The following is a 26,141-nucleotide window of genomic DNA, read 5'->3' on the forward strand; positions in this document are numbered from 1 at the left end:
CCAGGCTTTTTGCATGACCTTGGCCGATCGCCTGCAGCACGGCTGGTGGCGGCGCGGCTTCACCGCCTTGACCCTGGCGCTGCTGCCGCTCACCGGCGTCTACGCCGGCGTCACGCGGGTGCGCCAGGGCCTCTACCGGCTCGGTGCGCTGCGCTCGCGCAAGCTGCCGGTGCCGGTGGTGGTGGTGGGCAACCTGATCGTGGGCGGTGCCGGCAAGACACCCACCGTGATCGCCCTGACGCGTGAGCTGGCCGCGGCCGGTTGGACACCCGGCGTGATTTCGCGCGGGTATGGCCGCAGCAGCGACGCCATCGCGCCGGTGGATGCCAGCAGCGACCCGGCCGAGGTGGGCGACGAGCCCTTGCTGATCCACCTGCGCACCGGCCTGCCGGTCACCGTGGGCCGCGATCGGGTCAGTGCCGCTGCGGCTTTGCTCGCGCGCCACCCGGACGTGGACGTGATCGTCTCGGACGACGGCCTGCAGCACCTGCGCCTGGAGCGCGACCTGCAGGTGCTGGTGTTCGACGAGCGCGGTGCGGGCAATGGCTGGCTGCTGCCGTCCGGCCCGCTGCGGGAGCGCCTGCCATCCCGGCTGCCAGCCCGCACGCTGGTGCTCTACAACGCCGCTGCGCCCACCACCCCCCTGCCCGGCTGGCCCATGCAGCGTGCGCTCGCAGGGGCAGTGGCGCTGGACGACTGGTGGCAGGGCCGGCCCCCGGCGTTGGCCGTGCTGCATGCACTGCGCGATCGCCCCGTATGGGCCTGCGCCGGGATGGCGAACCCCGAGCGCTTTTTTGCCATGCTGCGCGCCCAGGGGTTGACGCTGCACCGCGTGCCCCTGCCCGATCACCATGACTATCGCAGCCTGCCCTGGCCCGCGGATGCGGGCGACGTGCTGGTCACCGAGAAGGACGCGGTGAAGCTGCCGCCGCATCGCGCGGCCGGGGTCCGGGTCTGGGTGGTGGCGCTAGACTTGCGCCTCCCCGCCGCATTCACCGCGGCAGTGCACCGCGCGCTGCCCTTGCCCCGCCGCCATGACCGTTGACCACCGCTTGCTCGAACTGCTGGTTTGTCCCCTCTGCAAAGGCCCGCTGGAACTGCAGCGTGGTGCGGATGGCAAGGCAGCCGAACTGGTGTGCCACGCCGACCGCCTGGCGTTCCCGGTGCGGGATGGCATCCCGGTGATGCTGGAACAGGAAGCGCGCCACGTCGAACCGGGCGACGCGGTGCCACCGTCCCCGCTGCCGCTGCCCTGAGCCCATGAGCTTCGGCGTGCTCATCCCGGCGCGGCTGGCATCGACCCGGCTGCCCAACAAACCCCTGGCGGACATTGCCGGCTTGCCGATGGTGGTGCGTGTTGCGGAGCGCGCGGCGTTGTCGCAGGCCTCGGACATCGTGGTCGCCGCTGACGACGCCTTGATCGTGGACGCCTGCACCGCGCACGGCGTGCGTGTCGTCCTCACGCGCAAGGACCATCCCAGCGGCAGCGACCGGCTGGCCGAAGCCTGCGAGCAACTCGGATGGCAGGGCGACCACCGCGTGGTGAACGTGCAAGGCGACGAACCGCTGATCGACCCGGCCCTCATCGACGCCTGCGCCGCCTTGCTGGACCAGCGCCCCGACTGCATGGTGAGCACGGTGGCCCACCCGATTCAGGACCCGGCCGACTTCTCGAACCCCAATGTGGTGAAGGTGGTGCTGGACGCCGCGAACCGTGCGCTGTATTTCAGCCGGGCCAGCATTCCGTGGTGGCGCGACGGTCCACAAGCAGCCGGCGTGAGCGCCCTGCCCTCGCCCGCGCCGCTGCGGCATGTGGGCCTGTATGGCTACCGGGCGGGTTTTCTGCGTGGCTTTCCGCAACTGGCGCCAGCCCCGCTGGAGCGCATGGAATCGCTGGAGCAACTGCGGGTGCTGTGGCATGGCGAGCGCATTGCCGTGCACGTGAGCCCGCACGCGCCCGGCATCGGCGTGGACACGCCAGAGGACCTGGCCCGCGTACGCGCGATGTTTGCCTGACACCGCAACGCGGCGTCCAGGTCGTTCGTCGGTTGCGGCGTCAGCTTTGCGCAGGGGGCCGCGTGATATTCTCCAAAGCCACTGCTCTGCACGCGCCCCCTGCGGCCGCAAGGGCACGCATCACAACATCTGAGGACACCGATGAGACTGATTCTGCTGGGGGCGCCGGGCGCCGGCAAAGGCACGCAAGCGGCCTTTATCTGCCAGAAATACGGCATCCCGCAAATCTCCACCGGCGACATGCTGCGCGCCGCGGTGAAGGCCGGCACGCCGCTGGGCGTGGCAGCCAAGAAGGTGATGGACGCCGGCGGCCTGGTGAGTGACGACCTGATCATCGCGCTGGTGAAGGAACGCATCGCCCAGCCGGACTGCGCCGGTGGCTTTCTCTTCGACGGCTTTCCGCGCACCATCCCGCAGGCCGAAGCCATGAAGACCGCCGGTGTGAAGCTCGACTACGTGCTGGAGATCGACGTGCCCGATGCTGCGATCATCGAACGCATGAGCGGCCGCCGTGTGCATGCCGCTTCCGGCCGCACGTATCACCTGAAGTTCAATCCGCCCAAGGTGGCCGGCAAGGACGACCTCACCGGTGAAGAACTGATCCAGCGCGTGGACGACCACGAGGACACCGTGCGCAAGCGCCTGGAGGTGTACCAGAGCCAGACGCGGCCGCTGGTGGACTACTACTCGCAGTGGGCGGCCACCGGCGACTCGCAGGCCCCCAAGTACCGTCGCATCTCGGGCATGGGGAGCGTCGAGGACATCACGGCGCGTGCGATGCAGGCCTTGGCCTGAGCCCACCAGACACCAGCCGCCGCCTGCATGCCCAGGCGGCTTTTTTTCGCCGAGAATTGACGTTTACGTCAACGTCAACCGACAGACAGGAGAACTTCCATGGAGATCGCAGGCAAGGTATTCATCGTCACCGGAGGGGCATCCGGGCTGGGCGAAGGCACGGCGCGCATGCTGGCGGCACACGGCGGCAAGGTCGTCATCGCCGACTTGCAAGCTGACAAGGGCGAGGCGCTGGCACGTGAATTGGACGGGGCCTTCGTCAAGTGCGACGTGAGCCAGGAGGCGGATGGCCAGGCCGTGGTGGCCAAGGCCACGTCACTCGGCAAGCTGATGGGCCTGGTGAACTGCGCCGGCATCGCGCCCGCCGCCAAGACGGTGGGCAAGGAAGGCGCTCACTCGCTGGCCCTGTTCAGCAAGGTGATCACGGTCAACCTGATCGGCAGCTTCAACATGATCCGCCTGGCGGCTGAGGCGATGTGCAAGAACGAGCCGGAAGCCACCGGGGAGCGCGGCGTGATGATCAGCACCGCCAGCGTCGCCGCGTATGACGGCCAGATCGGGCAGGCGGCTTATTCAGCGTCCAAGGGTGGCGTGGTGGGTATGACCTTGCCGATCGCACGCGACCTGGCCCGCAATGGCATTCGCAACATGACCATTGCGCCGGGGATCTTCGGCACACCGATGCTGTTTGGCATGCCCAAGGAGGTGCAGGACGCACTGGCGGCAAGCGTTCCCTTCCCCAGCCGGCTGGGGACACCGGAGGATTACGCCAAGCTGGTGCACCAGATCGTCATCAACGAGATGCTGAATGGGGAGGTGATTCGGTTGGATGGGGCGATTCGGTTGGCGCCGAAGTGACCTGACATGCGGAGCAGGACTGGTCGATCTTGCACAAAGTCGGACGGGCTCCGGCTGGGGGCACACTTGGCACTTTCCGTCCAGCCGATTTGCCATGTCGAATCACGCCCCACCAATCCTTCCTTCTGATGTCAAACAGGCGCTGCGCGACGCGAAGCGCCTGGCAGAAAATGGATCAACAGCGATCGCTGAGGGTGTGCTGGCGCGTCTTGTCGAGGCGCATCCGGAGCTTCCGGTTGCGGCCATCTGGCTGGCGCGTCTGCTCAACGAGCGGGGGAACGGCGTAGATGCCGAGCGGGTGCTACGCACCGCACTCGCCCACCAACCCGACGATCCACAACTGCACATGGACCTCGCCGTCCTGTTGGGCGAGAGAGGGCAGCCACAGGTGGCCGCCTCGCTGCTGGAATCGCACCTCAACAAGGTGCCTGACAACCTGATGGGCTGGCTGCTGCTAAGTCAGCTGGCGGCGGACCTCGGAAGGATCGCTCAATCGCTGCAGGCGGCCTTCGAGGCTGTCACGAGAGCCCAAGCCCAGGGGAACTGGACCTCGCCGTCCACCACGCCGGAACATCTACGCCCCTTGGTTGCCCGCGCGGTGGGCCAGGTGCGAGAAGGCAGGCCTGCGTTGTTCCACCATGCGGTTGATCAACTGAAACATCTCCATCCCGGCGCCTCGCTAAAGCGTCTCGAACGGGCCGTCGCAGGCTACCTCGGCAAGGTCGACATAAAGCCGCCTCACCCGCGGCAGCGTCCGCTGGCACTCTACATTCCGGACTTGCCGGAGCAGCCCTTTCTCGACCCGCAGTTGCAGCCGTGGGCGCCGCGCCTGCTTCAAGCCTACGGGGCGATCCGCCAGGAGGCACTGGGGCTGTTGGCGGAAGACACGGGTTTCGAGGATTTTGTACGTCTGCGCCCCGGCGATCGGATGGACCGCTACCTACAAGGTCCGACGCCGAGTTGGGAAGCCTACTTCTTCTATCGGCACGGCGAGCGGTACGACGAGCATCACGCTCGCTGTCCGGTCACGAGCGCCACGCTGGAGTCACTGGAGCTGTTCCGGGTGCCCGGACAGGCGCCCGAGATCTGTTTTTCGTTGCTAAAGCCGAAGACGGAGATCCTTCCCCATCACGGCGTTTGCAATGCCCGGGTCGTGATGCACCTCCCGCTGCTGGTCCCCCCGGAATGCGCACTGAACCTCGTCGACATAGAGGCCCGTGCCTGGCGAGAAGGCGAACTGCTGATGTTCGATGACACCTACCTGCACTCGGCCTGGAACCGTTCCAACGAACTCCGCGTCATCCTGCTGATGGACTGCTGGAATCCCCACCTGAGTGTGGCGGAGCGGGACGGTGTCGTCCGAATCACGCAACTGATCGGTGCGCTGGACTTCCTCTTCAGCGACGAAGGCTGGGCAGCGGCAAGCTGAGGTTCCCCGAGGAACGGAGTGAATCACCAATGAAGGTTCCTCACCCAACTGCGTGATGGATGGGGTGGGCGCACGGCGCTCGCCTGCTAATGTGTTGGTCACCAAGACAGCAAGACCGCAGGAGGGCGACCGTGGCCCAGGAGCATCGACCGTGGCCCAGGAGCATCTTATGGCGCAGCTGGGAGGCTGGACCGGATATGACGTTGTGCAAGCCGAGCACGAGTACCGTGGCGGGCAGTCGTGGCGGGTACTGAGGCTGCAGGCGGTGCCTGGCTCGCCACGCCAGTGCAGCCGGTGCGGTGCCGTCACGCGTGCGGTCCATGACCACAGAGAGCGACGGGTTCGGGATCTGCCGATCTTCCAGCACCGTGTGGAGTTGATCGTGCCGAGGCTGCGCGTGGCGTGCGACGGCTGCGGTCCGAAGTAACCGCTGTCGTGGCTGGAGCCGTACGCACGCGTCACGCGGCGGCTGGCTGACTCGGTGGCCAAGCTGTGCAGGGTGGCGTCGATCCGGCACGTGGCGCAGTTCTTCGGCTTGGACTGGAAGACAGTCAAGGCGGTGGACTTTGCCAGCCTGCAACGCGAGCTCCGCCCGGTGGACCTTGATGAGCTGAAGGTCATCGGGATGGAGGAGTTGGCCATCCAAAAGGGCCACCGCTATGCCACGGTCATCGTCGAGCCGACGCAAACGCGTGCTGTGGGTCGGCCGTGGCCGGGGGCGAGCCGACGTCAGGCCTTTCTCTGAGATGCTGGGCCCGCAGCGCTGCCGGCGCCTGCGCACGGCTGTCATGGATTGAATGCGGACTACGAGATCGAGGTCGAGCACCGCTGGCCGCAAGCGGCTATCGTCAACAACAAGATCAAGGTCATCAAGCGCATGGCCTATGGCTTCCGCGACGACAACTACTTCTTCCTTAAGATCGGCGCCGCCTTTACGGGAGTCGGGTGAAGAGCCAAAAAAGGCCACCCTCACGGGCGGCCTTTGCTTGCGCGACGATGAATCAGAACTTGAAGCTCGCGTTGACGTAGTAGGTGCGGCCACGGATGTCGTGGTAGCGGTCATCGTAGCCGAACATCTGGCCCTTGCCGGCACCGCCTTCAGCGAGCGTCAGCGGAACCTTCGTGTCCGTCAGGTTCAGCACACCGAGGGTGAAGGTCAGCCGGCTGTTGAGCGCGTACTGGGTCTGCCAGTCCCAGGTCACATAGTTCTTAATCTTCAGCTGGACGTCTTCGAACTCGCCGGTGTTGGCGTCGTTCGGGCCGAGCACCTCCACGCTTGCGATGGCGTCTCGATAGCCGGATTTGAAGTTTGCGGCCAGCGAGTTCAGCCATTTGCCGGTCTGCAGCTCTGCGGAAGCGCGCCCCTGCCAGCGGAAGGTAACGTAAGACAGGCTCGGTTCGTTCACGCCGACGGGGTTGAAATACTGCCCCCCCTCCTGGAGCTGCACCTTCTCGGCCAGCATGTATGTGGCGACCAAGCGGCCACCCAGGCGCCCAATCGGCGTGTTGTAGCGGCCCTGTACGTCGAAGTCGATGCCGCTGTAGTACGCCTTGCCTAGGTTCAGGTTCGCCTGGTTGTACGCCAGGAAGTCGATGCCTGTGGCGATGTCGCGCTGCGTCGTCCAAGCGCCTGGGTAACGCTGTGGGTTGTCGAACGCTTCCTGCTCGCTGATCTGGCCGAAGGCATCCTTGATACCTACCCACCACCAGTCCACGCCCACCGACATCGCCTGAACCGGCTCGAACACCATGCCGACGTGCGCCTGGCGGGACTTCTCAGGCTTCAGCTTTGGATTGCCGCCGGCGACTACGTCATACTGCCGGCCACGCGGCTGGCACTGTGCATTCAAACTTGTGGCAACCGCCTGCAGCTCCGGCGTGCAGTCATAGGGCGACGACGTCACGCCGAACGACTGAGGAGCTGCCTTCAGCTGCGGCACCGTCGGTGCCTTGAAGCCGGTGCCGAGCGAGCCGCGCAGAGCGAGGCCAGTGGTCGGGCGCCACTTCATCATCAGCTTGCCGTTCGTGGTGCTGCCGAAGTCGCTGTAGTCGTCGTATCGGACCGAGCCGGTCAGTTCCAGCGTCTTGGTGACCGGTGCGACCACTTCGGTGAACACGCCCCAGGCCTTACGGTCAGCGCTGTAGGGAATGATGGCCGCGGCGTCACCGAAACGCTGGTCGCATTGCAGGTTGGGGTCGGCGGAATCCGGGTCGCAGAGTGTGCCGGCCACCGGGTCTGCCAGCTTAGCTTGTGCGAACAGGCTCGGCTTTCCCTGGAACTTTTCCTGATAGTAGTTCACGCCCAGAGCCATCTGAAGCGGCCCCCCTGCCAGATTCATCAGCGAGCGTGACACACGGCCATCGAGGCTGGCCAATTCGGACGTGCCACCATCCCAGTAGCCGTTGTAGACGATGTTGCGCACCGCGGCGAGCGACTCCGCCGGCATCTCCCCCGGGCCGACGAATGGGTTAAGCAGGCCGCTGCTCCGCAGCCGCGACAGTGCGAGAGCACCCGGATAGCCGGAGATGTCATTCTTGAAGTCGCTCTTCGAATAGGACAAACCCGTCTCGTAGTCCCACTCGCCGAAGACACCACGCACGCCAATGACGCCGTTGCTGAACTCGGACTTGTTCTTGTCGGCACGCCGGCCCAGGTCGGCGACCCGGTAGAAGGCCGTCGTGTCCTGCGTAAAGGTGCTGCCCTGCATGCCGCTGACCGGCGTGAGGTACTGGTCGTACAGCGGCGAGCTCCGCGGGATGGAGATGCTGCCAGGCACAGGCGCGATGATGCCGGTGCTTTCTGTGCGGGAGAGCAGGACGTCAGCAAACAGCGTGTGGTTCTGGCCCAATTTGAGGTCACCGCTAACCATGGCCTGCTGGCGCTCCCGCTCGGGGAAAATCTCCAGCGCCGCCACGAAGTCGAAATAACAGGCGGTCTTCCCGGTGGCCGGATCGGTGGACCTGACATTGCCTGGCGCACAACTGCCATTGGCCAGGAAATAGGGGCTGACGATGTCCCCGTCGTCGTCGAGCACGTTGCCGGGGATCGCGCTGGGGGAGCCGAGGAACGCTTGGTAGCGCTTGCCGTTGTGATTGAAGTTGATTACGCCGGTCTTCGAGGCCTCGCGCTGCGTCGCGTTCAACGGGTCGCGCTTGTCAGCACCGATTGCGAAGAAGACGTTGAAGCCGTCCTCTTCCAGCGAGCCGAAACCCTTGCTGAGGCTGAAGCGCTTTTCCTCCGCACCGCCCTTCTGAGGTTTCGACGCGCCGAGCGTCAGGTCGCCTTCCGTAGAGTTGCGACGGGTGATGAAGTTCACCACGCCTGCGATGGCGTCCGAGCCGTATAGGGAGGATGCGCCGGTGGCCAGCACTTCGACCCGTTCGATAGCACTCAGTGGCAGCGTGTTCAGGTCGATAGCTGCCCCGAACCCGGTTAGAGTCTGCCCGCCGAACTGAGCGAGTCGACGACCGTTCAGCAGGACAAGCGTGCGCGTCTCACCGATGTTGTGCACCGATGCGCCTGAAAAACCGCCGCCGCCGCCGCCAACACTGGCAGACTCCGTCGTAGCCCCCTGCATGGCGGGCAGACGCTGGATCAGGTCGGTGACCGAGGTTGCACCACTGCGCTGGATAGCCTCACGGTTGATCACCTGGACCGGCAGAGCGCCTTCGGCGTCCACGCGCTTGATCGCGGAACCGGTGACTTCAACTCGCTGCACCGAACTGTCCTGTGCATGCGCTGGTAGCACACCCAATGCACCGCCACCGCCGAACGCGACTATCAGCGCGGCCGATATCTTTGTTTTCTGGAACATGATGACTCCTCTGACCCGAAAGTTGATCGATAGACCTGGCTCTGAAGCAAGCTAGAGGCCACCTTGTAGACTGGCTGCTAGCATCACGTCGGAGCACGAAAACTGATTTTCCGGCTGGAAAGTACCTTCCCTCTCCCAGGGAAACCCTGCGGCCTCATCGACAGGCTCGGACTTAGCGGGCCGTAGTCGCCTATACAAGTGCCGCCCACCTCTGAATACGAGCCGCTATATCTCGACCGCCAGCGTACGCTACACGTGTCAAGTCCAGGATGCGCGTCATGGGCAGTGTTGGTTTCCGCCGACAGTCATCGCGAATCGCTGCCAGAAGAACCCGGCATGACCCGGGTTCCTATGTCGCAAACGGGTCAGGAAAGTACTTGAGGGCTCCGTGGAAGCCGCCGCTGGCGTACTGGTTCTGTGCGGCGCGCCGAGAGAACGGCGGATCCTGTCCAGTAAGTTTTGACGTGGCCGGCCAGCGCAACGCCTTGGAGCTCTCTACGCCCCAACCCGCGGCACCGCCGCCAGCAGCGTCTTCGTGTAGGCACTCTGCGGCCGCTCCAGCACCTCCGCACACGCCCCCTGCTCTTCCACCCTGCCCGCCCGCATCACTGCCACGTTGTCGGCGATGTACTCCACCACACCAATGTTGTGCGTGATGAAGAGGTAGGACACACCGAGCTGGTGCTGCAGTTGTCTAAGCAGGTTCAAGATCTGCGCCTGCACCGACACGTCCAGCGCGGAAGTCGGCTCGTCGCAGATGATCAGCTTCGGCCGCACCGCCAGCGCGCGGGCGATGGCGATGCGCTGGCGCTGGCCACCGGAGAACTCGTGGGGGTAGCGGCCCAGTGCATCGCGCCGCAGGCCGACCTGGTCGGCCAACTCTTCCAGACGCGTGCGGCGCTGACCTGCGTCGAGCTCCGGGCGCAAAGCGAGCAGCCCCTCTTCCAGCACCTCAAACACCCGCATGCGCGGGTTCAACGACGCAAACGGGTCCTGGAAGATGATCTGGATGTCACGCCGGGCGCTGCGCAGGGCGTCACCGTCCAGCGCGAAAAGGTTCTGCCCTTCCAGGCGCGCCTCGCCATCGATGGTGGCCGTGCCGCGCAGCAATTGAACGATCGCCTTGCCGGTGGTGGTCTTGCCGCAACCGGACTCGCCCACCAAGGCCAGGGTCTGCCCGGCCGCGATGCGGAAGGACACGCCGTCTACCGCGTTGAAGTAGGCGTGCGTGCGCTGGAGCAGGCCTTTGCGGATCGGGAAGCGGACGTTGAGCTTGTCCACGTCCAGCAGCGGCACCAGCGGCGCCCCGCTGGCCGGCCGCACCACCGGTGCGGGCTCGCCCACCGGCGCCGGCTGTGGCGTGGCCGCCTGCATGGCCTGTGGGTCGCTGTACCAAAGGCAGCGCACGCTGTGGTGCGGCCGGTCGGGGTGCAGCGGCGGCGGCGTGCTGGGGCACAGTGACGTGGCACGGTCGCAGCGGGGCGCAAACCGGCAGCCGGCGAAATCCATCCACAGCGGCGGCACCGTGCCGGGAATGGCGGCCAGCGACTGGCCGCGCTTGTCCGCGTCCGGCAGGGCTTTGAGCAACAGCCGGGCGTACGGGTGCTTGGGCTGGGCGAAGAACTCGTCCGCGGGAGCCACCTCGATGATCTGCCCGGCGTACATCAGCGCGACACGGTGCGCCATGCCGGCCACCACGCCCAGGTCGTGCGTGATCAGCAGCAGGCCCAGGCCGCGCTCGCGCTGCAGGTCCTTCAGCAGGTCGAGGATCTGCTTCTGGATGGTGACGTCCAGCGCCGTGGTCGGCTCGTCGGCGACCAGGAACTCCGGTTCGGCCGCCAGCGCGATCGCGATCATCACGCGCTGCTTCTGGCCGCCGGAGAGCCGGAACGGGTATTCGTCGATGCGGCGCTCGGGGTGGGGGATGCCCACGCGCTCCAGCCACTCGATGGCCTTTTCGCGGGCGGCGGCGCCCCGCAGGTCGGTGTGGGCCTCGATCGCCTCCACGATCTGGTCGCCCACCTTCATCACCGGGTTCAGGCTGGTGGACGGCTCCTGGAAGATCATGCCGATGCGCCCGCCGCGGATGCTGCGCATGCGGGATTCCGGCAGCGCCAGCACGTCCTCGCCCTCGAGCTCGTAGCTGCCTTGCGTGATGCGGCCGTTTTCCGGCAGCAGCCGCATCAGCGCCAGCGCGGTCATGCTCTTGCCGCAGCCGGATTCGCCCACCAGCGCAAAGGTCTCGCCACGCTGCAGCGCCAGGCGCAGGCCGTCCAGCGCTTTCACCATGCCGGCGTCGGCGTCCAGGCTCACCTTCAAGTCATCGATCAACAGCATCTGAGTACCTTGCCGGTTATTTGGTCAACGCCGGCTCGCCGGCGGCACCGGCGGGCGCCTTCAGCAGCCGTTTGACCAGCCGCGGCCGGAAGCTGCGCGAGCGCGGATCGAAGGCATCGCGCACGCCATCGGCAAACAGGTTGGCCGCCAGCACCAGCACCACCATGAAGGTGAAGGCCGCGGCGAACGACCACCACACCACCGGGTTGCGCGACATCTCGCTGCGGGCCAGGTTGATCATGCCGCCGAAGCTGTTCATCGACGGGTCCACGCCCACGCCGATGTACGTAAGCACGGCCTCGAACAGGATGAGGTCGGAGAACGACAGCACCGTGGTGATCAGCACCAGGTGCATCACGTTGGGCAGGATGTGGCGCGACATGATGCGCGCATGGCTCACGCCGAAGGCGGTGGCCGCCTGCACGTAGTCCAGCTCCCGCAGCTTGAGCGTTTCACCGCGCACCAGCCGGCACAAGGTGGCCCAGCCGGTGAGCCCCAGGATCACGCACAGCAGGAAGATCTTGATGTCCGAGCGCTCGGCACCGGTTTCAAACAGCTCCGGATGCTTGTCGAGGAACACCTGCATCATCAGCACGCAGGCCGCGATCAGCAACACGCTGGGCACCGCGGTGAGCGTGGTGTAGATGTACTGGATCAGCTCGTCCACCCAGCCCTTGAAGTAGCCGCCCAGGATGCCGAGCACGATGGCGAACGGCAGCGTGGCAATCGTGGCCAGCGTGCCGATGACGAACGCGGTGCGCACGCTCTTCATCGCCTGGTACAGCACGTCGTTGCCGGTGCGGTCGGTGCCGAACACGTGGTACACGTCCATCAGCGCGATCACCGGGCCGCACAGCAGGCAGATCACCAGCAGGGTGATCATCAGCGGCCGCAGCGGGTAGTCGGTGTGGCCGCGTGCGAGGTCGGACAAGGCATTGCTGAAGCCGCCGTGCGAGCGCGCCAGCAACGCGCCGGCCGCCAGCACACACAGCGCAAAGGCGACTGCGCCACCGAGCAGGCCCCTCGCCGTGCGGGCCATCACGTCGCCCTGCCACTCCTGCTCCGGGTTCTTCAAGTGCGAGCCGCCGTGGCCGAGGCGGGCGTATTCGCGCACGATGTCGGCGCCCTTCTGCACCGGCTCCTTGGCGAAGCCCTGGTAGGCCAGCGGCGCGGACCACGACACTTCGCGCATGCGAACCTGGTTGGCCAGCGCGACGTCGAGCAGCGACTCGGTGCGGGTGCCGTAGTACACCTGCGCGTCGGGCGCGGAGTTGCCGGCAAAGTCGAGCTGGCGCCGGAAGTGCACGCTGTCCAGCACCGCCACGGCCACGAACAGCAGCAGCACCGCCAGCGAACAAAGCGCCGCCGGATCGCGCAGCACCTTCATCCAGTTGGCCTTGGAGTTGGGCTGATGGCGGATGCGCCACACGTAGAACACCAGGCCGGCCACCAGCGCATACAGCGCCACGTCGGTCCACAGCAGAACGAACTTGAATCCCATGGTCTGCCTCTAGCCCAGGCGCACGCGCGGATCGACCAGCGTGTACAGGATGTCGATGAGCACGTAGCTCGCGATGTAAAGCACCGCGCCCAGGAACACCATGGAGCGCACGATCGCGAAGTCCTGCCCGGTGATGGCCTCGATGACAAAGGCGCCCAGCCCCGGAATGCCGAAGAAGCTTTCGAACACCAGGCTGCCGAGGAACACATACGGCAGGTAGGAGCCCGCGCTGGTGATGATGGGAATCATGGCGTTGCGCAGCACGTGGCGGAACAGCACCACATGTTCGGCCAGGCCCTTGGCACGCGCGGTGCGCACATAGTCCTTGCCGATCTCTTCCAGGAACATCGCGCGGTACAGCCGCGCTTCACCGCCCAGGCGGGACAGCAGCGACAGCAGCACCGGCAGGATCAGGAACTTCACCGCGTCCAGCCCCGGTGCATAGCCGGAGATCGGCACCAGCTTGAACAGGCGCGAGAACAGGAACTGGCCGACGATGATGTAGAAGAGGCTGGAGATCGACAGCATCAGCACGCACAGCACCACGCCCCAGAAGTCGATGCGCGAGTTACGGAAGAACACCAGCAGCAGCGCGAACGCCGTGCTCGCAAACACCTGCAGCACGAACAGCGGCACCGCAAGCTGAAGGCTCACCCACATGCGGGTCCGGATCTCGTGGCCGATGTCCACGGCATTGCGGGCATCCGAGCGGCCGAAGTCCAGCGCGAGCAGCGAGACCGAGCGTTCCCACACGATGGTGTTGGTGAGCTTCTCCGGCCCCTCTTCCCGGTCGTTCCAGTACAGCGGCTTGTCGTAGCCGCGCTCGGCCTTCCACTTCTGGATCTGCTCTTGCGTGATGCGCTTGCCGCCGATGTTCAGCCGCGCCATGTCGTCGGGCGTGTTCACCGTGAAGAACAGGACGAAGGTGAACAGGTTCACCCCAAGCAGGATGAGCACGCCGTAACCGAGCCGGCGGACGATGTAGTTGATCATCGAGTCTCTTTCAGCGCCGCGGCGCTCAGGCGGCGCTGGGCGCCTGCACCGGCTTGGCGGTCACACGTTCACGCGCCTTGTAGCCACGGCGGGCGACCCACACCATCAGTGCGAGGCCGGCGAACAAGGCCAGCACCGGCCACCACACCGGATCGTTCCACTCGCGCTGGCGCTGCGTGCGCAGGGCCGGATCGACGCGGTAGTACTTGGCCAGGTCACGTACCACGATGGTGGGCTTGCCGTTGTGCACCCAGGACTGGAACGCCACGCCCACATAGGGAAAGTAGCCCCAGGCCCAGGGCGAATCCTGCTGGGCGATCTTGACCATCTGGTCGATCACCTTCTGCTTCTCGGGCCCGTCGTCCATGGTCTGCATCTGGCGATACAGCTTGTCGTACTCGGGGTTCTCGTAGTTGGCCGCGTTTTCGCCCTCGTGCTTGGCCTTGGAGTTCGGCCCGTAGAGCAGGAAGAGGAAGTTCTCGGCATCCGGATAGTCCGCCAGCCAGCCCCACCAGAAGATTTGCTGCTTGCCCTTGAGCACCTTGTCCTGGAACTGGTTGTAGTCGGTGGCCCGGATCTCCAGCTGCACCCCCAGCTTGGCGAACTGCCGCACCATCCAGTCGAGCTCGGCCTTGATTTCCGGCGTGGGCGTGCGCTGGTAGTCGTAGTTCAGCACCAGCGGCTTGCCGGTCCTGGCATCGCGGCCATCGGGGTAGCCGGCTTCGGCGAGCAGCTGTTTTGCTTCCTCGATCGAGCGGCGCACCACGCGGCCGTTTTCCAGCTTGTGGGTGACCGGGTTCATGCCCTCCACCGTGCCATGGCGCGAACCGAACACACCCGGTGGCAGCGGGCCTTCGGCTGCCTCGCCACCCTTGTTGCGGAAGATGCGGCCATAGCCTTCTTCCCAGTCGATCGCGATCGACAGCGCCTGGCGCAGCTTGCGGTTCTTGACCTGCTGCTCGGGCGTGTCGCCCTTGCCCACCACCGGGTCCAGCCAGTTGAAGCCGAGGTACCAGTTGTTGATGTCGGTGGTCACCGGGAAGCTGAAGCCCTTGTCGTCGTATTCCTTGCGGGTCTCGTCGGAGTCTTCCATGTCCACGCGGAACTCGATGCCCCACTCGGGCCGCTCGATTTCCGGCACGTCGAGGAAGCCCTGCTTGAACATCTCCTTGCGGGGCGTGCGCTCCTTGACGATGGTGGACACCACCGTATCGACGAAGGGCATCATCTTTCCGCAGTCGGCGAGCAGGCCCTTCTCCTTGTCGCCCGGCATGCCTTCACAGGGGTAGGGTTCGCCACGGAAGTTGGGGTTGCGCTTGAGCACGTGGCGGCGGTCCTGCACGTACTCCGTCATCATGAACGGCCCGGTGCCCACCGGCCACTGGTTCCATGACAGGCTGTTCTCCGACATGCCCGGCTGCGAGTAGAAGGCGTCCACTTCCCAGGGCACCGGCGCGGTGAAGCTCATCGCCAGCCAGTACTTCCACTGCGGGTACTTGCCTTTGATGCGGATGCGCAGCGTGTACTTGTCGAGTGCACTCACACCCTCGAGCGGCCACTTGCGGAAGTCCAGGAAGGGCTTGTCGCGGGCGGATTCCGACAGGCCGGCGCGCAACTTCGCGTCTTCCGCCTTGATCAGCTTGCTGTAGTCCTTCAACCCGATGATGTATTCGGAGAAGGTGGCAAAGGCGGGGGCTTCGATACGGGTGGTGGCGTGGCGCTTGAAGCCGTAGACATAGTCATCAGCCACGAGCTCCCGCGTGCCCATGTGCTTGAAGTCGAAGGGCGAACGCTTGTCGCCCACGTCCTCGCGCGTCATGCGGTGGTAGAGGTAGCTTCCCTTTTCGTCCTTGGCGAACGCAGGGTGCGGCGCATACAGGATCCCGTGTTTGATGGGAATGTCGTACACGCTTTCGGCAATCTGCTCGGGCGCCACGGCCTGCGGCAGCCGGGTGCCCTTCGCGTCCAGGTAGTACGGCTGCACCACCGCGGCAGCCGCCTTCGGGATCAGCTCGTAGGGACGCTTGAGGTAGTGGTAGCCGTACAGCGGCTCGTAGATCGAGTAGGTGTACGGCGTCTCCGGGTTGCTGTAGGACCCGGTGGGATCGAGGTAGCGGGGCGAGCGCTCGTCGAAGGAGTTGAACAGCGTGTTCTCCTTCTCCGCGCCAGCCGGCCAGGGGCTGTTGTTGCAAGCCGCCAGCGCCAACAGGGACGCGATCAGCATCACGGCCGTCAGCCAACGGGTGGGCGACATCGGATGTCTAGACATGTGGCCCGATCCTTCACTACGCATCATGTTCGCCAGCTGGATCCCAGGTGGCATTCCCCAAAAAACAAACGGCCTCCGTTGCAGCCGGGCTTGTGGCCCTGCCGTACGCGAGGCAGCCGCGAATAATACGCCCGGTGACACACACGGGCGCTCAGGGTTTCACCCGCTTTTGGGTGGGCTCACCAGCCGATGAAGGCGTCCTTGCCCTGCACGGCCAGTGTCACGCGGCGCCCCACCGGCAGGCACACCTTGGTCGGCACGTGGCCGAAGGGCAGGCCGGTGAGGATGGGCACCGGGACGGTGGCGCGCAGGTGCGCAATGGCTGACTTCAGCGTGTAGCCCCGATCCAGCGGCGACTTCTTGTAGTCGGTGAACTGGCCCAGCACCACCGCCTTCTGTGCGCCCAGTACGCCTGCCTGGTGCAATTGCAGCAGCATCCGCTCCACCCGATACGGATGTTCGGCCACGTCCTCCAGGAACAGCACTCCGCCTTTCACGCGGGGGAAGTGCGGCGTGCCGAGCAGCGATGCCACCACACAGAGGTTGCCGCCCCACAGGCGGCCCGTGACGTCGAGGCCGTCGAACTCCGGCTCGGTGCGGAAGCCCACCGCCTCCAACTCGCCGCCCATGGCCTCCACGAAGCAGGCTTCGGTCACGTCGTCGAGGTCGGCCGGTTCGCGCCCGAAGTCGTCGTTCGCCATGGGCCCGTGCCACCAGCCACCCGCATGGCTGCAGTGCTCACCATGCTGGTGGTCATGGTCGTGCGCATGGGCCACCCGTTCAGGGCCCGCTGCGCCGTGCGCCATCGCCGCCAGCTGCAAGGCGGTGAGGTCGCTGTAGCCCACCCAACGCAGCCCGTGTTCCAGGCTGCGCGCGAGCAAGGGCCAGTCGATGCCATCCAGCAGCCGCGTGAGGCCGTAGCCACCGCGCGTGGCGAGCGCCACGCACGCCTCGCCGGCGATGCCGGCCTGGGCCACCCGGTGCAGCGCCTGCAGCCGGAGCTCATCGGTGCCCGCGAAGCGCTGGTGGCGGGCCAGCGCCGTCTCGTCCAGGCGCACGGCAAAGCCGTGCTGCGCCAGCCGCTTGGCCGCGCGCCGCACCCGCGCCGGCTCCGGCACCACGCCGGACGGCGAGAAGATGATGAGTTGCTGCTGTTCGCTCATGGGCTGGCCGGCGGCGCGCCAGCGTCCTTGTTGTCGTTGTCGTCGGCCTCGATGATCTGGCCCACGGGGATGGGCTCTTCGGCGGGTGCGGCGCCGACCGGCGCAACCGCAGCGCCGGCCGTTTGCAGCGCCCTCTGCTGCGCGCGTCGCTCGGCGAAGAACTCGCGCAGCAGTGCGCCGCACGCCTCTTCCATGACCCCGCCCTGCACGGCCGTGTGGTGGTTGAGGCGCCGTTCACCGAAGAGATCGAGCACCGACCCGGCCACACCGGTCTTCGGGTCGCGCGCGCCGAACACCACGCGCTTGAAGCGCGCATGCATCAGCGCCATCGCACACATGGCACACGGCTCCAGGGTGACGAAGATCTCGCACTCCGGCAGGCGGTAGTTCTCCAGCAGCTGCGCGGCGTGGCGCAGCGCCACGATCTCCGCATGCGCGGTCGGGTCGTGGGTGGTGATCGGCCGGTTGTAGCCGGTGGCGATCACCTGTCCATTGCGCAGGATGACGGCGCCGACCGGGACCTCGCCCACCAACCAGGCGTTCTGCGCCTGATCCAGCGCAAGGCGCATGCCGTAGTCGTCGCTGGTCATCTCAGGGCTCGGCGTCGGAGGCGCGGGCTGCGCCCTGCTGCAGGGCACGTTCCACATCCTGCCTGACCTGCTGCTGCATCTGCGCCGGAGAGCCGCCGGGTGCAGCGGCCGTCGAGCCCGATGCGGGAGGTGCAACGCCGGCGGCAGCACCGGCCTGCAGTTGTTTGCGCACGATCATGCCGACGATCAGCACGACGACCAGCAAGCCCAGTACGCTGAAGATGCCTCTCATGCCATGCCGGTGCCGAGTGGCCACCGCCCTAGCGGAATGTGGGTCGTCTGGCCAAGCAGGCTGTGCACCAGCACGAGCTCCCGCGCGGTCCAGCGGACCGGCTCGATCGAATGATCGGGCACCTCACGTTGCGCATACATCGTGGTCACGTGTGGCGTGAAGCTTTTGTCGCCGCGGATGCCTTGGTACGCCATGGCCATCCCGAGCTTGCGCTGGAACGCCACGACTGCTTCAGTGTTCTGCGACGCCTTGAGCACGTAAGGAAAACTGCGTCCATTGGGGAAGCTGCCCGCCCCATCGAAGATCAGTTCGAACGGCTCCGCTGTCACTGCGTCTGCCGCGCGACTGGCGGCCTCGACCACGCCAAGCGGCAAGCTCGCGAAGTCGCCGAGGTGATGCAGTGTCACGTGCAGATGCTCGGGCTTGACTTGCTTTCCGGACAACCCGTGTTGCTGCTTCAAGCTGTGCGTCAACCGATGGATACCTTCGCCCACCGGTGAAGGCACACAGAGCGCGAAGAACAAGCGATCAAGCGCCGGCTTTTCCTCGAACCCCATCAACGACAGTTGGCCAGGCACACCGCGCATGACATCACTCCCATTCAATCGTCGCAGGCGGCTTGGACGACACGTCGTAGGTCACCCGGTTGATGCCGCGCACCTCGTTGATGATGCGGCTGGACACGCGCTTGAGCAGGCTGTATGGCAGCTCGGCCCAGTCCGCCGTCATGAAGTCGCTGGTCTGCACCGCGCGCAGCGCCACCACGTAGTCATAGGTGCGGCCGTCGCCCATCACGCCCACGCTCTTGACCGGCAGGAACACCGCGAAGGCCTGGCTGGTGAGGTCGTACCAGCTCTTGTCGGTGGCTTCGTCGCGCGCCTTGCGCAGCTCCTCGATGAAAATGGCATCCGCCCGGCGCAGCAGGTCGGCGTATTCACGCTTCACTTCGCCGAGGATGCGCACACCCAGGCCCGGGCCGGGGAACGGATGGCGATACACCATCTCCGGCGGCAGGCCCAGCGCCACGCCGAGTTCGCGCACCTCGTCCTTGAACAGGTCGCGCAGCGGCTCCAGCAGCTTCAGGCCCAGCGTCTCCGGCAGGCCGCCCACGTTGTGGTGGCTCTTGATGGTGGTGGCCTTCTTGGTCTTGGCGCCACCGGACTCGATCACGTCGGGATAAATGGTGCCCTGGGCCAGCCACTTGGCGCCCTTGAGCTTCTTGGCCTCGGCCTGGAACACCTCCACGAACTCGCGGCCGATGATCTTGCGCTTGGCCTCGGGGTCGCTCACGCCCTTCAGGTGGCCGAGGAACTGATCGCTGGCGTCCACGTGGATCACTTTCGCATGCAGGCGGCCGGCGAACATCTCCATCACCATGCGGCCTTCGTCCAGGCGCAGCAGGCCGTGGTCGACGAACACGCAGGTGAGCTGGTCACCGATCGCGCGGTGGATCAGCGCCGCAGCCACGCTGGAATCCACGCCACCCGACAGGCCGAGGATCACTTCCTCGTCACCCACCTGGGCCCGGATCTTCTGCACCGCCTCTTCGATGTGGTCGCGCATGATCCAGTCGGGCCGCGCGCCGGCGATCTTGAGCACGAAACGCTCCAGCAGCTGGCGCCCTTGCAAGGTGTGGGTCACCTCCGGATGGAACTGCACCGCGTAGTAGCCGCGCGCCTCGTCTGCCATGCCGGCAATCGGGCAGCTGGGCGTGCTGGCCAGCAGCTTGAAGCCGGGCGGCAGCTCGGTCACCTTGTCGCCGTGGCTCATCCAGACCTTGAGCATGCCGTGGCCTTCGGGGCTGCGGAAATCCTCGATGCCCTCCAGCAGCCGGGTGTGGCCGCGCGCCCTCACCTCGGCGTAGCCGAACTCCCGGTGGTCGCTGTACTCCACCTTGCCGCCTAGCTGCGCGGCCATGGTCTGCATGCCGTAGCAGATGCCCAGCACCGGCACACCCAGGTCCCACACCGCCTGCGGCGCGCGCAGGTCTTCCTCCTCATAGGTGCTGGCGTGGCTGCCCGAGAGGATCACCGCCTTGGGCGCGAAATCGCGCACGAACTGGTCGGAGACGTCGTTCGGATGGATCTCGCAGTACACATGCGCCTCGCGCACACGGCGCGCGATCAGCTGCGTGACCTGGGAACCGAAATCGAGGATGAGGACTTTGTCGTGCTGCATGGTGCGGCGCTGGGTGGGCGAGTCAGGAAGCGGGGCCGGCGGCGCCGGGCGTGGCCGCGCTGCGCAGATGGCGCGCGCGGGCGAAGTGGCGGACAGCGACGATGGTGGCCAGCGCCTGCAGCACCGCGCACAGGTAGTAGGGTGCGCCGATGCGCCAGTCGCCCCGGGGCAGATGCGACACGAAGCCGAGGATGGACGGCCCGATCACCGGTGCCGCCACGGCCATCAGGCTGTTCAGCGACGCCACCGCGCCCATGGTCTGGCCCTGGCTGCGCGGATCCGCCGCGTTGGACACCAAAGCCTGGATGGCCGCCTGTGCCGCAAACCCCAGCACGTTGAAGAAGATGACGGCATACATCATCCAGCCTTCGGTGGCGGCGCCCCACAAGGCATAACAGGCGGTGGAGGACACCAGCCCCAGCACGGCCAACCGCTGGGCGGACCACCGCTTGAGCATCTTGCCCACCAGCACGCCCTGCACCAGCGCGGACATCACACCCACCGCGAACAGCGACCAGCCGTTCTCCTTGGGGCCCCAGCCGAACTTCAGCTGCGTGTACAGCACCCAGGTGGTGTGCAGGATGAACTGGGCCAGGCTGGCCAGCCCGATCACCACCACCAGCGCACCGACACCCCGCAGTTGGCCCAGAGCCTTGAGCGAGCCCACCGGGTTGGCCTTGCGCCATTCGAAGGCCTGCCGGCGCTCCTTGGGCAGCGACTCCGGCAGCACGAAAAAGCCGTAGAGCCAGTTCAGCAACGCCAGCGTGCCGGCCGCGTAGAACGGCCAGTGCAGGTCGATGGAGCCCAGCAGGCCGCCCATCACCGGGCCCAGGATGAAGCCGATGCCGAACATGGCGCCGAGCAGGCCGAAGCGCTTGGCGCGCTGCTCGGGCGGCGTGATGTCGGCCACGTAGGCGTTCGCCACCGCCGCGTTGGCCATCAGCGCCCCGGCCACCAGCCGCACGGCAATCAGCATCCACAGCGCGGTGGCCATGGCGGTGACAAAGAAGCTCAGCGCCAGGCCGGAAAAGCCCAGCAGCAGCACCGGCCGGCGGCCGTAGCGGTCCGATAGCGCGCCCAGGATGGGCGAGCCAAAGAAGCTGGCGATGCCGAATGCAAAGGCCACCACACCGAACCAGTGCGCCTGCTCGGACGGGTTGCTGGTGAAGGTGCCCACCAGCGCCGGCAGCACCGGGATGATCAGCCCGATCGACACCATGTCGATCAGGACCGTCAACATGATGAACGGCATGCTGGCGGAACGGCCGGCGTGGCTGCCGGCCGGTGCGGTGCTGGTGTCTTGGATGGTCATGCAGTCCCTGTAAGCACCGCCGCCCGGCATGGAGCCGGGCGGACGGGTCGATCTTTCAAAGGCAGATCAGTCGGCGCGGTAGTTCGGCGCCTCCTTGGTGATCTGCACATCGTGCACATGGCTCTCGCGGATGCCGGCCGAGGTGATCTCCACGAACTCGGCGCGCTCGCGCATCTCGTCGATGGTGGCGCAGCCGCAGTAGCCCATGGAGGCCCGCACACCGCCGGCCATCTGGAAGATGATGGCCACCAGCGAGCCCTTGTAGGGCACCCGGCCTTCGATGCCTTCGGGCACCAGCTTGTCGGCATTGGGGTTGGCGCCGCTGGAATCCTGGAAGTAGCGGTCGGCGCTGCCTTGCTGCATGGCGCCGATGGAGCCCATGCCGCGGTAGCTCTTGTAGCTGCGGCCCTGGTAGAGGATGACTTCACCGGGTGCCTCTTCGGTGCCGGCGAACATGCCGCCCATCATCACGGTGTGCGCGCCCGCGGCGATGGCCTTGGCGATGTCGCCGGAGTAGCGGATGCCGCCGTCGGCGATCAGCGGCACGCCGGTGCCGCGCAGCGCGGTGGCCACGTTGTCGATCGCCATGATCTGCGGCACGCCCACACCCGCGACGATGCGGGTGGTGCAGATGGAGCCGGGGCCGATGCCGACCTTCACCGCGTCAGCGCCGGCTTCCACCAGCGCCAGCGCCGCGGCCCCGGTGGCGATGTTGCCGCCGATCACGTCCACCTGCGGATAGTTGCGCTTGACCCAGCGCACCCGCTCGATCACGCCCGCGGAGTGCCCGTGGGCGGTGTCGACCACGATCGCGTCCACACCGGCCTTGGCCAGCAGCTCCACGCGTTCCTCGGTGCCCTCGCCCACGCCGACCGCCGCGCCCACGCGCAGCTTGCCCTGGGCATCGCGGGCGGCGTTGGGGAAGCTGGTCTGCTTGGTGATGTCCTTCACCGTGAACAGGCCGCGCAGTTCGAAGGCGTCATTGACCACCAGCACGCGCTCCAGCTTGTGCTTGTGCATCAGCGCCTTGGCTTCGGCCAGCGACGCGCCTTCCTTCACGGTGATGAGCTTCTCGCGCGGCGTCATGATCTCGCGCACCGGCGCGTCCATGCGGGTCTCGAAGCGCAGGTCGCGGTTGGTGACGATGCCCACCACCTTCGGGCCTTCGAGCACTGGGAAGCCGGACACGCCGTGCTGCCGCGACAGCTCCACCACCTCGCGCACCGTGGTGCCCAGGCCGATGGTGATCGGGTCACGCAGCACGCCGGACTCGTAGCGCTTGACACGCGCCACCTCGGCAGCCTGCTGCCGGGCGGTCATGTTCTTATGGACGATGCCGATGCCACCCTCCTGCGCGATGGCGATCGCCAGGCGCGCCTCCGTCACGGTGTCCATGGCGGCGGACACCAGCGGCAGGTTCAACGTGATGTTGCGGGAGAGGCGGGTGGAGAGGTTGGTGTCGCGCGGCAACACCTGGGAGTACGCTGGCACCAACAACACATCGTCGAAGGTGAGCGCTTTTCCGAGAAGGCGCATGAGAGGAAGCTCCAGACGCAAAAGCAGATTATACGGACGTGCGCAGCGTGCGGAATTCACGCTGGCACGCCGCCTGCCCTGCAAGGCCGGCCAGGGGGCCGCCGCTACACTGCCGGATGAGCGTTTTTCGCGTTTCCAACATCATGATGCGTCGTCTGGGTTGCATGGTTGTGGCAGGCCTGCTGGCCACCTCGTTCAGCGTGGCAGCGCATGCCCAATGGAAGTGGCGCGACAAGAGCGGCCAGATGCACCTGAGCGACCTGCCGCCGCCCGCCGACGTGGCGGAGAAGGATGTGCTGCAGCGCCCCGACACGGCCAAGTTCAAGGCAGCGCCCGCGCCCTCCCCGGCGTCCGCTTCAGTCGCTGCCAGTGCGCCCCGCGCGGCAGTGGACCCGGAGCTCGAAGCGCGCATGAAACGCACCGAGCAGGAGCGCACCGCGCAGCAGAAGAAGGAAGAAGAGCGCGTCGCTGCCGTGAAGGCCGAAAACTGCGCACGCGCCAAGGAACACTTGCGCTCGCTGGACAGCGGCATCCGCCTGAGCCGCGTGAACGAAAAGGGCGAGCGCGAGATCCTGGACGACAAGCAGCGCGCCGAGGAAGCGCAGCGCAGCCGCAACGTGGTGGCCTCCGAGTGCCGCTGAAGCTTCAGCGCCCCTGCCGGCGATAACGCTGGCGGCGCGCTTCCTTCGGGTCCACGGTGAGCGGCCGGTAGACCTCCACCCGGTCCATGTCGCGCAGCACGCTGTCCAGCGGCTGCTTGCGGCCCCAGATGCCGGCGCACAGCTCCGTATTGCGCAGCTCGCCATGACGCTCGGCCAGGCCACTGGCCTGCAGCGCCTGCTGCAGCGTGGTGCCGGGCGGCAGGTCCAGCAGGCTGCGATCGACCACGCCGGGCGCCGGGCTGTAGGCCACTTCGATGCGCATGCCGTCAGCGCGCCCCGTACACCTGCTCGGCCCGCTTGACGAAGGAATCGACGAAGGTGTTGGCCACCCGGTCGAACACCGGGCTGATCACCGCCTCCAGCGCCTTGCTGGCAAAGGCATAACAGAGATCGAATTCGATCTTGCAGGCGTCACCGCCCTGCCCCTGCGCCGCGGCCTGGCCCAGCGGCGTGAACAGCCAGGTGCCGTCCAGGCGCGAAAACGGGCCGTCGACCAGCCGCACCACCACCGAGCGGCCGGGCACATGCTCATTGCGGGTGGTGAAGGCATGGCGCACGCCGGCGTAGGACAGGGTCAGCCGTGCCGTCATGGTGTCGGACTGCTCCTGCAGCACCTCGGCGCGTTCGCACCACGGCAGGAACTTCGGATAGTCCTGCACCCGGGTGACCAGCTGGTACATCTCGAGGGGGGAATACCACAGCAGCACGGACTTCTTGACGTGCTTCATGGCGCCGTGCTGCGAGCCCTGGGGGAAGGGGCGAAGTGCCGTTGCCAGGGCCGGCGGGGAAGGAACGCGTTCGGGTCCATACAATGATTCGATTATGTCGTCGCTCATTGCAGAGAACCGCCGCGCCCGTTTCGAATACCACATCGAAGAACAGTACGAGGCCGGCGTGGTGCTGACCGGCTGGGAGATCAAGGCCATTCGCGCGGGCCAGGTGCAGCTCACCGACGGCTACGTGGTCATCCGGGACGGCGAACTCCAGCTGATCGGCTGCCGCATCAACGCGCTGCGCAGTGCCTCCACCCACGTCACGCCGGAAGCCGACCGCACCAAGAAGCTGCTGATGCACAAGGAGGAGATCCGCCGCCTCATCGGCAAGGTGGAGCAGAAGGGCTTCACCCTCGTGCCCTTGAACCTCCACTACAAGGGCGGCCGGGTGAAGGCCGAGATCGCGCTGGCCAAGGGCAAGGCCCAGCACGACAAGCGCAACACCGAGAAGCAGCGCGATTGGGAACGTGAAAAGGGCCGATTGATGAGACACAAGGTCTCATCCAAGGCCTGACAGCGCCTGCTCCAGGTCGGCGATCAGGTCCTGGGGGTCTTCCAGGCCGATGGAAAAGCGCACCAGCACACCGGCATGCCCATGCGGCAGGCTGCGCATGGGCTGAAGCTCGTAGGGCACCACCAGGCTCATCGCCCCGCCCCAGGAGTAGCCGATGCGAAACAGCTTCAGGGCATCGACGAAGCGGTCCACCTGTGCGACCGTGAAGCGCTCATCGAACAGCACCGAGAACAGGCCGGCGGCCGCGGTGCAGTGCGCAGCCCAGTGCTCGTGGCCGGGCGAGCCTTCAAAGGCCGGATGCAGCAGGCGGCCAATTTCCGGCCGCTGCTGCAGCCACTTCGCCACCACGCGAGCCGCATCGTCCTGCGCCCGGTAGCGCAAGGCCACCGAAGGCAAGGCGCGCAGCAGGGCTTCGGCGTCGTTGGCGCCCACGCCCCAGCCCCAGCGCATGTGGGTCTGCGCCAGCCTCGCGTACAGCGCGTCGTCCCGGGTGGTCACCGCGCCCATCAGCACGTCACCGCCGCCCGACGGGTACTTGGTGAGGGCATGCATGGAGACGTCCACGGACTGGCCGTTGCCCAGATCGAAGGGGTTGAACGCGATGCCGGCACCCCAGGTGTTGTCCAGCACGGTGAGCACGCCGCGTGCACGCGCGATGCGCGCCAGGGCCCGCAGGTCCGGGAACTCCATGGTCACCGAGCCGGCCGCCTCCAGCCAGGCCAGGCGGGTGTCGGGGCCGATGGCACGCTCGAACGCAGCCGGATCCATCGCATCGTAGAAGCGGTGCTTGATGCCCCAGCGGGCCAGCTCGGCCTGCGCCAGCTCCTTGCCCGGGCCATAGCCGTTGTCCGGCACCAATACCTCGTCGCCGCTGCGCAGGAAGGCGGCATCGACGAGGCCCACGGCCGCGAGGCCGCTGGGCACCAGCAGGGTGAAGCGCCCGCCCTCGAGGGTGGCGACGCGTTCTTCCAGCGTGAAGGTGGTCGGCGTGCCATGCAGGCCGTAGGTGTAGCCTTGCTTGTCCTTCCAGCGCCGCGCGCGCATGGCCGCGACGTTGGCAAAGATGACAGTCGAAGCCTTGAAGACGCCCGGCACGGGCGCTTCGAAGCCGGCCGGCGGCTTGTAGGGATGGTGGATCAGGTCAGTGGCAGAACGGCGCGTCATGCCG

At 66.5% G+C, this 26,141-nt stretch carries 25 protein-coding genes and 1 pseudogene; 11 read left to right on the forward strand and 15 right to left on the reverse strand.

The features are described from left to right. Positions 1-13: 13 nt before the first annotated feature. From lpxK to VPH43_RS07150, 9 genes and pseudogenes are all read left to right on the forward strand, one after another. A complete protein-coding gene (gene lpxK / locus VPH43_RS07115; protein WP_328576982.1) occupies positions 14-1,045 on the forward strand; it encodes a tetraacyldisaccharide 4'-kinase in 1,032 nt (343 codons plus the stop codon). After that, on the forward strand, positions 1,035-1,256 hold the full coding sequence (locus VPH43_RS07120) for a Trm112 family protein (protein WP_328576983.1): 222 nt from the start codon (positions 1,035-1,037) through the stop codon (positions 1,254-1,256). Before lpxK ends, VPH43_RS07120 begins: the two co-directional genes overlap by 11 nt. A 4-nt stretch (positions 1,257-1,260) precedes the next feature. Next, on the forward strand, positions 1,261-2,016 hold the full coding sequence (kdsB, locus tag VPH43_RS07125; protein WP_328576984.1) for a 3-deoxy-manno-octulosonate cytidylyltransferase: 756 nt from the start codon (positions 1,261-1,263) through the stop codon (positions 2,014-2,016). A gap of 141 nt (positions 2,017-2,157) precedes the next feature. Then, the gene (gene adk / locus VPH43_RS07130; RefSeq protein WP_328576985.1) at positions 2,158-2,811 is read left to right on the forward strand and encodes an adenylate kinase; all 654 of its coding nucleotides are present in this window, start codon (positions 2,158-2,160) and stop codon (positions 2,809-2,811) included. Between the two features lie 99 nt (positions 2,812-2,910). After that, positions 2,911-3,669: a 3-hydroxyacyl-CoA dehydrogenase gene (locus VPH43_RS07135; protein WP_328576986.1), complete on the forward strand. Its 759-nt coding sequence runs from the start codon at positions 2,911-2,913 to the stop codon at positions 3,667-3,669. A gap of 94 nt (positions 3,670-3,763) precedes the next feature. Next, positions 3,764-5,098, forward strand: a complete 1,335-nt coding sequence (locus tag VPH43_RS07140; protein ID WP_328576987.1) for an aspartyl/asparaginyl beta-hydroxylase domain-containing protein — start codon at positions 3,764-3,766, stop codon at positions 5,096-5,098. Between the two features lie 169 nt (positions 5,099-5,267). Then, on the forward strand, positions 5,268-5,525 hold the full coding sequence (locus tag VPH43_RS24630; protein WP_442909230.1) for a transposase family protein: 258 nt from the start codon (positions 5,268-5,270) through the stop codon (positions 5,523-5,525). A 12-nt stretch (positions 5,526-5,537) separates the two neighbouring features. Next, positions 5,538-5,843, forward strand: coding sequence for a helix-turn-helix domain-containing protein (locus VPH43_RS07145; protein ID WP_328577385.1), 306 nt, complete (start codon positions 5,538-5,540; stop codon positions 5,841-5,843). Between the two features lie 102 nt (positions 5,844-5,945). After that, positions 5,946-6,047: pseudogene (locus VPH43_RS07150) on the forward strand (transposase); the annotation flags it as partial. Positions 6,048-6,099: 52 nt separating this feature from the next. Here the strand turns inward: VPH43_RS07150 and VPH43_RS07155 are convergent. The 12 genes from VPH43_RS07155 to guaB all read right to left on the reverse strand — a co-directional run bounded on the left by VPH43_RS07155 (position 6,100) and on the right by guaB (position 23,024). After that, positions 6,100-8,913 (reverse strand): TonB-dependent receptor domain-containing protein, encoded by a 2,814-nt coding sequence (locus tag VPH43_RS07155; protein WP_328576989.1) that lies wholly within the window; start codon positions 8,911-8,913, stop codon positions 6,100-6,102. A gap of 495 nt (positions 8,914-9,408) precedes the next feature. Then, complete coding sequence (locus VPH43_RS07160) at positions 9,409-11,250, reverse strand: ABC transporter ATP-binding protein (protein WP_328576990.1); 1,842 nt, start codon at positions 11,248-11,250, stop codon at positions 9,409-9,411. A 16-nt stretch (positions 11,251-11,266) separates the two neighbouring features. Next, positions 11,267-12,751 carry an ABC transporter permease gene (locus VPH43_RS07165; RefSeq protein ID WP_328576991.1) on the reverse strand — a complete coding sequence of 495 codons (1,485 nt, stop codon included), beginning with the start codon at positions 12,749-12,751 and terminating at the stop codon, positions 11,267-11,269. Between the two features lie 9 nt (positions 12,752-12,760). After that, positions 12,761-13,744 carry an ABC transporter permease gene (locus tag VPH43_RS07170; RefSeq protein WP_328576992.1) on the reverse strand — a complete coding sequence of 328 codons (984 nt, stop codon included), beginning with the start codon at positions 13,742-13,744 and terminating at the stop codon, positions 12,761-12,763. A 25-nt stretch (positions 13,745-13,769) separates the two neighbouring features. Further along, entirely contained in the window at positions 13,770-16,013 is a 2,244-nt protein-coding gene (locus VPH43_RS07175; RefSeq protein ID WP_328576993.1) for an ABC transporter substrate-binding protein, read from the reverse strand. Positions 16,014-16,192: 179 nt separating this feature from the next. Then, a complete protein-coding gene (locus tag VPH43_RS07180) occupies positions 16,193-17,176 on the reverse strand; it encodes an LD-carboxypeptidase (protein WP_328576994.1) in 984 nt (327 codons plus the stop codon). After that, positions 17,173-17,766, reverse strand: coding sequence for a tRNA adenosine(34) deaminase TadA (gene tadA / locus VPH43_RS07185; RefSeq protein WP_328576995.1), 594 nt, complete (start codon positions 17,764-17,766; stop codon positions 17,173-17,175). The genes VPH43_RS07180 and tadA overlap by 4 nt, the downstream gene beginning before the upstream one ends. A 1-nt stretch (position 17,767) precedes the next feature. Continuing rightward, positions 17,768-17,998 (reverse strand): hypothetical protein, encoded by a 231-nt coding sequence (locus VPH43_RS07190; RefSeq protein WP_328576996.1) that lies wholly within the window; start codon positions 17,996-17,998, stop codon positions 17,768-17,770. Continuing rightward, positions 17,995-18,585, reverse strand: coding sequence for an RNA 2',3'-cyclic phosphodiesterase (gene thpR, locus VPH43_RS07195; RefSeq protein WP_328576997.1), 591 nt, complete (start codon positions 18,583-18,585; stop codon positions 17,995-17,997). The genes VPH43_RS07190 and thpR overlap by 4 nt, the downstream gene beginning before the upstream one ends. Before the next feature lie 4 nt (positions 18,586-18,589). Beyond that, positions 18,590-20,176 carry a glutamine-hydrolyzing GMP synthase gene (gene guaA, locus VPH43_RS07200; RefSeq protein WP_328576998.1) on the reverse strand — a complete coding sequence of 529 codons (1,587 nt, stop codon included), beginning with the start codon at positions 20,174-20,176 and terminating at the stop codon, positions 18,590-18,592. A 22-nt stretch (positions 20,177-20,198) separates the two neighbouring features. Then, positions 20,199-21,488, reverse strand: coding sequence for a TCR/Tet family MFS transporter (locus VPH43_RS07205; RefSeq protein ID WP_328576999.1), 1,290 nt, complete (start codon positions 21,486-21,488; stop codon positions 20,199-20,201). Positions 21,489-21,554: 66 nt separating this feature from the next. After that, complete coding sequence (guaB, locus tag VPH43_RS07210; RefSeq protein WP_328577000.1) at positions 21,555-23,024, reverse strand: IMP dehydrogenase; 1,470 nt, start codon at positions 23,022-23,024, stop codon at positions 21,555-21,557. A gap of 164 nt (positions 23,025-23,188) precedes the next feature. On the opposite strand from guaB, the gene VPH43_RS07215 reads away from it, so the two are divergent. Then, positions 23,189-23,665, forward strand: coding sequence for a DUF4124 domain-containing protein (locus tag VPH43_RS07215; protein ID WP_328577001.1), 477 nt, complete (start codon positions 23,189-23,191; stop codon positions 23,663-23,665). 4 nt (positions 23,666-23,669) lie between these two features. On the opposite strand, the gene VPH43_RS07220 is transcribed toward VPH43_RS07215, so the two are convergent. Both VPH43_RS07220 and VPH43_RS07225 read right to left on the reverse strand, forming a co-directional pair. Continuing rightward, on the reverse strand, positions 23,670-23,948 hold the full coding sequence (locus VPH43_RS07220; protein WP_328577002.1) for an RnfH family protein: 279 nt from the start codon (positions 23,946-23,948) through the stop codon (positions 23,670-23,672). 4 nt (positions 23,949-23,952) lie between these two features. Further along, positions 23,953-24,414, reverse strand: coding sequence for a type II toxin-antitoxin system RatA family toxin (locus tag VPH43_RS07225; RefSeq protein ID WP_328577003.1), 462 nt, complete (start codon positions 24,412-24,414; stop codon positions 23,953-23,955). A 94-nt stretch (positions 24,415-24,508) separates the two neighbouring features. On the opposite strand from VPH43_RS07225, the gene smpB reads away from it, so the two are divergent. Next, positions 24,509-24,973 (forward strand): SsrA-binding protein SmpB, encoded by a 465-nt coding sequence (gene smpB, locus VPH43_RS07230; RefSeq protein ID WP_328577004.1) that lies wholly within the window; start codon positions 24,509-24,511, stop codon positions 24,971-24,973. Here the strand turns inward: smpB and VPH43_RS07235 are convergent. Next, positions 24,959-26,137, reverse strand: coding sequence for a PLP-dependent transferase (locus tag VPH43_RS07235; protein ID WP_328577005.1), 1,179 nt, complete (start codon positions 26,135-26,137; stop codon positions 24,959-24,961). The genes smpB and VPH43_RS07235 overlap by 15 nt on opposite strands. Positions 26,138-26,141: the final 4 nt, after the last annotated feature.

Source organism: Ideonella sp. BN130291 (assembly GCF_036231905.1).
Taxonomy (GTDB): domain Bacteria; phylum Pseudomonadota; class Gammaproteobacteria; order Burkholderiales; family Burkholderiaceae_C; genus CAMLIZ01.

What these genes read in the sequence shown, in the direction of transcription:
- lpxK (WP_328576982.1), top strand. Translation starts at nt 14, where the DNA reads ATGACCTTGGCCGATCGCCTGCAGCACGGCTGGTGGCGGCGCGGCTTC.
- VPH43_RS07120 (WP_328576983.1), top strand. Translation starts at nt 1,035, where the DNA reads ATGACCGTTGACCACCGCTTGCTCGAACTGCTGGTTTGTCCCCTCTGC.
- kdsB (WP_328576984.1), top strand. Translation starts at nt 1,261, where the DNA reads ATGAGCTTCGGCGTGCTCATCCCGGCGCGGCTGGCATCGACCCGGCTG.
- adk (WP_328576985.1), top strand. Translation starts at nt 2,158, where the DNA reads ATGAGACTGATTCTGCTGGGGGCGCCGGGCGCCGGCAAAGGCACGCAA.
- VPH43_RS07135 (WP_328576986.1), top strand. Translation starts at nt 2,911, where the DNA reads ATGGAGATCGCAGGCAAGGTATTCATCGTCACCGGAGGGGCATCCGGG.
- VPH43_RS07140 (WP_328576987.1), top strand. Translation starts at nt 3,764, where the DNA reads ATGTCGAATCACGCCCCACCAATCCTTCCTTCTGATGTCAAACAGGCG.
- VPH43_RS24630 (WP_442909230.1), top strand. Translation starts at nt 5,268, where the DNA reads ATGGCGCAGCTGGGAGGCTGGACCGGATATGACGTTGTGCAAGCCGAG.
- VPH43_RS07155 (WP_328576989.1), bottom strand. Translation starts at nt 8,913, where the DNA reads ATGTTCCAGAAAACAAAGATATCGGCCGCGCTGATAGTCGCGTTCGGC.
- VPH43_RS07160 (WP_328576990.1), bottom strand. Translation starts at nt 11,250, where the DNA reads ATGCTGTTGATCGATGACTTGAAGGTGAGCCTGGACGCCGACGCCGGC.
- VPH43_RS07165 (WP_328576991.1), bottom strand. Translation starts at nt 12,751, where the DNA reads ATGGGATTCAAGTTCGTTCTGCTGTGGACCGACGTGGCGCTGTATGCG.
- VPH43_RS07170 (WP_328576992.1), bottom strand. Translation starts at nt 13,744, where the DNA reads ATGATCAACTACATCGTCCGCCGGCTCGGTTACGGCGTGCTCATCCTG.
- VPH43_RS07175 (WP_328576993.1), bottom strand. Translation starts at nt 16,013, where the DNA reads ATGTCTAGACATCCGATGTCGCCCACCCGTTGGCTGACGGCCGTGATG.
- VPH43_RS07180 (WP_328576994.1), bottom strand. Translation starts at nt 17,176, where the DNA reads ATGAGCGAACAGCAGCAACTCATCATCTTCTCGCCGTCCGGCGTGGTG.
- tadA (WP_328576995.1), bottom strand. Translation starts at nt 17,766, where the DNA reads ATGACCAGCGACGACTACGGCATGCGCCTTGCGCTGGATCAGGCGCAG.
- VPH43_RS07190 (WP_328576996.1), bottom strand. Translation starts at nt 17,998, where the DNA reads ATGAGAGGCATCTTCAGCGTACTGGGCTTGCTGGTCGTCGTGCTGATC.
- thpR (WP_328576997.1), bottom strand. Translation starts at nt 18,585, where the DNA reads ATGCGCGGTGTGCCTGGCCAACTGTCGTTGATGGGGTTCGAGGAAAAG.
- guaA (WP_328576998.1), bottom strand. Translation starts at nt 20,176, where the DNA reads ATGCAGCACGACAAAGTCCTCATCCTCGATTTCGGTTCCCAGGTCACG.
- VPH43_RS07205 (WP_328576999.1), bottom strand. Translation starts at nt 21,488, where the DNA reads ATGACCATCCAAGACACCAGCACCGCACCGGCCGGCAGCCACGCCGGC.
- guaB (WP_328577000.1), bottom strand. Translation starts at nt 23,024, where the DNA reads ATGCGCCTTCTCGGAAAAGCGCTCACCTTCGACGATGTGTTGTTGGTG.
- VPH43_RS07215 (WP_328577001.1), top strand. Translation starts at nt 23,189, where the DNA reads ATGGTTGTGGCAGGCCTGCTGGCCACCTCGTTCAGCGTGGCAGCGCAT.
- VPH43_RS07220 (WP_328577002.1), bottom strand. Translation starts at nt 23,948, where the DNA reads ATGCGCATCGAAGTGGCCTACAGCCCGGCGCCCGGCGTGGTCGATCGC.
- VPH43_RS07225 (WP_328577003.1), bottom strand. Translation starts at nt 24,414, where the DNA reads ATGAAGCACGTCAAGAAGTCCGTGCTGCTGTGGTATTCCCCCCTCGAG.
- smpB (WP_328577004.1), top strand. Translation starts at nt 24,509, where the DNA reads ATGTCGTCGCTCATTGCAGAGAACCGCCGCGCCCGTTTCGAATACCAC.
- VPH43_RS07235 (WP_328577005.1), bottom strand. Translation starts at nt 26,137, where the DNA reads ATGACGCGCCGTTCTGCCACTGACCTGATCCACCATCCCTACAAGCCG.